Origin of the sequence: Daejeonella sp., from assembly GCF_049655485.1 — a bacterium.
Lineage (GTDB): Bacteria > Bacteroidota > Bacteroidia > Sphingobacteriales > Sphingobacteriaceae > Daejeonella.
On the sequence record NZ_JBASJU010000162.1, the window covers coordinates 1 to 3,624 of the forward strand.

General features: G+C 40.0%; 4 protein-coding genes. 2 read left to right on the forward strand and 2 right to left on the reverse strand.

What is annotated here, in order from left to right:
• Both WBJ10_RS06595 and WBJ10_RS06600 read left to right on the forward strand, forming a co-directional pair.
• The coding region (locus WBJ10_RS06595) for a hypothetical protein (protein WP_424288728.1) at positions 1 to 251 on the forward strand (251 nt) is incomplete at its 5' end.
• The gene (locus WBJ10_RS06600; protein WP_424288729.1) at positions 248 to 1,051 is read left to right on the forward strand and encodes a glycosyltransferase family 2 protein; all 804 of its coding nucleotides are present in this window, start codon (positions 248 to 250) and stop codon (positions 1,049 to 1,051) included. The genes WBJ10_RS06595 and WBJ10_RS06600, both read left to right, overlap by 4 nt.
• A 15-nt stretch (positions 1,052 to 1,066) precedes the next feature.
• Here the strand turns inward: WBJ10_RS06600 and WBJ10_RS06605 are convergent, their stop codons facing one another.
• Both WBJ10_RS06605 and infB read right to left on the reverse strand, forming a co-directional pair.
• Positions 1,067 to 1,870 (reverse strand): FkbM family methyltransferase, encoded by an 804-nt coding sequence (locus WBJ10_RS06605; protein ID WP_424288730.1) that lies wholly within the window; start codon positions 1,868 to 1,870, stop codon positions 1,067 to 1,069.
• Between the two features lie 97 nt (positions 1,871 to 1,967).
• The coding region (infB, locus tag WBJ10_RS06610; RefSeq protein WP_424288731.1) for a translation initiation factor IF-2 at positions 1,968 to 3,624 on the reverse strand (1,657 nt) is incomplete at its 5' end.

Sequence of the window (3,624 nt, forward strand, 5' to 3'; positions counted from 1 at the left end):
AAAAATTGATCTGGGCAGCTTTAAAAAGAAAGCAGATTGAAGCATTTATGCATGCATCTTTCCTAAAGCTTCCGGATAGTCTTTTTATAAAAAAGTTTATAAAAAAGACTGATGAGGCAAACACCAACTTTATATCTTACTTAGATTGCTTTTATTTTATGTTGAAAAATAGCGACGAGATTTATCCCTGGTATAAAAAATCCAGCTTAAAAAAGGTAAACTTCTTGAGAAAAAAAGCTCTGGGCAAATGAAATCGTCGCTAATCATATCAACTTATAATTGGCCGGAGGCTTTAAATCTTTGCCTGTTGAGTGTATTTAAACAGACCTGCTTACCTGATGAAATTATCATAGCCGACGATGGTTCGAGAAGTGAAACAGGTGATCTTATAAAAGAATTCCAATCTAAATCCAAAATTCCAATAAAACACGTCTGGCATCCTGACGAAGGGTTTCAATTAGCTGCTATCAGGAACAAAGCCATAGCCGCAGCTTCATTTGAATATATTATCCAAATAGACGGCGATCTCATACTACATTCTGATTTTATTAAAGATCATCTAAGATTAGCGACTAAGGGCAAATTTGTATCGGGCAGTCGCTTATTGTTGCCCGAAGATTTTAGCATGAAACTCCTTCAGGGAAAAACATCGCCATCTGATCGCAGTCTGTTAGTAATGGGTAATAACAGATTAAATGGTGTTCGAATCCCATTATTATCTAAACTTCTATCCTCAATTTATAAAAGGAATAAGCCCTACTATGTGAAAGGCTGTAATATGGCATTTTGGCGAAAAGACTTGTTTGCTGTCAATGGATATAATGAAGATATTTCCGGCTGGGGTAAAGAGGATAGTGAAATTGCTATAAGACTTATCAATTACGGGGTCAACCGCTTGTTTTTAAAGTTTGGGGGAATCTGCTACCACTTATTTCACCCTGAAGCTTCAAGAAGCAAGGAAAGTCATAATGACTTAATCTTGTCTGAAACGTTAAATATGCGGAAGGTGAGATGTGAAAAAGGCTTAGATTCTCATTCTTTAAGCAAATAGCATCTCAGAGTAATCCTAGTGGTTATTTTTATAACAAAACACATTTATGGCCATGTCAAATGATTCACAAATGAGTTCAGTATCAACAAAAGGGCTTTTTCGCGTATAGGATTCTTTAATATAATAGTGAAATCCATGTTCTTCTACCAGGGCAAGCAGCTCGTGCAGGGTTTGTTTGGAACTAACGTTATTATGATACTCAAAGAAAATGTTGTTTGCATTTCGCAAATGTTGTCCGCAGTATTTAAGCACTTTGTCTTCCGCGCCTTCTATGTCGATTTTCAAAAAATCCACATCCGGGCTTAGGTAATCCAACAGAGGAACAGCCTCAATCTCCCTTGGCTTCTGCTCGGCATATTCCTGATCAATACGCCCGCCCATTCCACCGTCGGTATAAAACTTTAAAGTCTCGTTTTTGACCCATACGGCCTTTTGATGAAGAACTACATTTTTAAGCCCAAAACTTTTAACGTTTTCTTTTAGTATTTCAAAAATTTCAGGATCTGGCTCAAATGCAATGATGGTATGGTGAGGGTAGTTAAGAGCAAAAAACACAACACTTAAACCCATATTAGCGCCGCAATCCAGAATCGTACGACTCGTTTCCGACGGATTAAACTGGTAAATCTTGCTTTCGAAGATCTCTACGAAGGTCGTGGCAAAGCTTCCGCCATCATGGAATTTAAAAGGCTTATTTAGAATATTGGTATAGCCTGATTTTCCCTTAGGGGAATTCCTAATCCGTCCAAGCTCTCTTGTTTGCCTGGAAAAACTTGGTGTACCAAAATATCTCTTAAACTTTCTACCTATACCGTACATATAAAAGCTGATGAATCCGCACTGAATTCCTATTCCAATATTTTCTCTCAAAAAAAAAGCGATCAATTGATCGCCTTTCTAATATAATGAATGGATGTTATAATTTCCTTTTAATCTCAACCTGTTCGTAGGATTCAACAATATCGCCAACTTCAATATTATTAAAGTTGTGAATATTCAAACCACACTCGTAACCCGTTGCAACTTCTTTGACATCATCTTTGAAACGTTTTAACGATGCAAGTTCGCCGGTGTAGATAACAACACCGTCTCTGACGATACGGATCTTACTGTTACGTGTGATCTTTCCGTCAAGAACCATACAACCTGCGATGGTACCCACTTTAGTGATCTTAAACACCTCACGAATCTCCACGTTAGAAGTAATTTTCTCTTCAAACTCAGGGTCAAGCATTCCTTCCATGGCCGCTTTAACCTCATTGATCGCATCGTAGATAATAGAGTATAAACGGATATCGATCTGTTCAGCCTCAGCAAGCTTACGCGCACTTTGAGATGGACGTACCTGGAAACCTATGATGATGGCATCAGAAGCAGAAGCCAGCAATACGTCAGATTCCGAAATCTGTCCTACTGATTTATGTATGATGTTAACCTGTATCTGTTCAGTAGAAAGTTTCAGTAATGAGTCAGATAATGCTTCTATTGATCCATCCACGTCACCTTTCACAATAACATTAAGTTCCTTGAAGTTACCTATCGCTAAACGGCGTCCGATCTCATCAAGTGTGATGTGTTTTTGAGTACGTAATCCCTGCTCACGCTGTAATTGCAATCTCTTATTGGCAACCTGACGGGCTTCAACTTCACTTTCCATGGCGTTAAACTTGTCACCAGAGGTTGGCGCGCCCTGCATACCCAATACCTGTACAGGAGTAGAAGGACCTGCTTTATCTACTTTTACTCCACGTTCGTTATGCAATGCTTTAACTCTGCCTGAATAACCTCCCGCAAGAATAGCATCTCCAACTTTCAAAGTTCCTGCCTGGATCAACACGGTAGTTACAATACCACGTCCCTTATCTAAAGCCGCTTCAATTACTGTACCTACTGCACGTTTATTTGGATTAGCTGTAAGCTCCAGCATATCTGCTTCAAGCAATACTTTTTCTAATAATAGATCGATGCCCAATCCCGTTTTACCGGAAATTTCCTGGCTTTGGTATTTACCGCCCCAATCTTCAACAAGGATGTTCATTGCTGATAATTGTTCGCGGACCTTATCTGCATTCGCGCCTGGTTTATCAACCTTACTGAAAGCAAATACAATCGGAACGTTTGCAGCTTGCGCATGATTAATAGCCTCACGCGTTTGCGGCATCACGCTATCATCAGCTGCAATTACAATAATTGCGATATCTGTTACTTTGGCACCACGTGCACGCATCGCCGTAAAGGCTTCGTGACCTGGAGTATCTAAGAACGTGATTTTACGCTCGTTTTCAAGAGTTACTTCGTAAGCACCGATGTGCTGTGTGATACCTCCTGCCTCGCCGGCTATTACGTTTGTTTTTCGAACAAAGTCGAGCAAAGATGTCTTACCATGATCCACGTGTCCCATTACGGTGACAATCGGCGCTCTTGGTACTAGTGAACCTTCATCATCTGCTTCTTCAAGCATTCCGCTCTCTTCATCTTCAGGTTTCACAAACTCCACCTCGTAGCCAAACTCATCTGCAACGATGGTAAGGGTTTCCGCATCCAATCTTTGATTGATCGATACGAACATACCC

Bases quoted from the DNA above. Each gene is read 5' to 3' on its own strand.
- WBJ10_RS06600 (WP_424288729.1), top strand. From the start codon at position 248: ATGAAATCGTCGCTAATCATATCAACTTATAATTGGCCGGAGGCTTTA.
- WBJ10_RS06605 (WP_424288730.1), bottom strand. From the start codon at position 1,870: ATGTACGGTATAGGTAGAAAGTTTAAGAGATATTTTGGTACACCAAGT.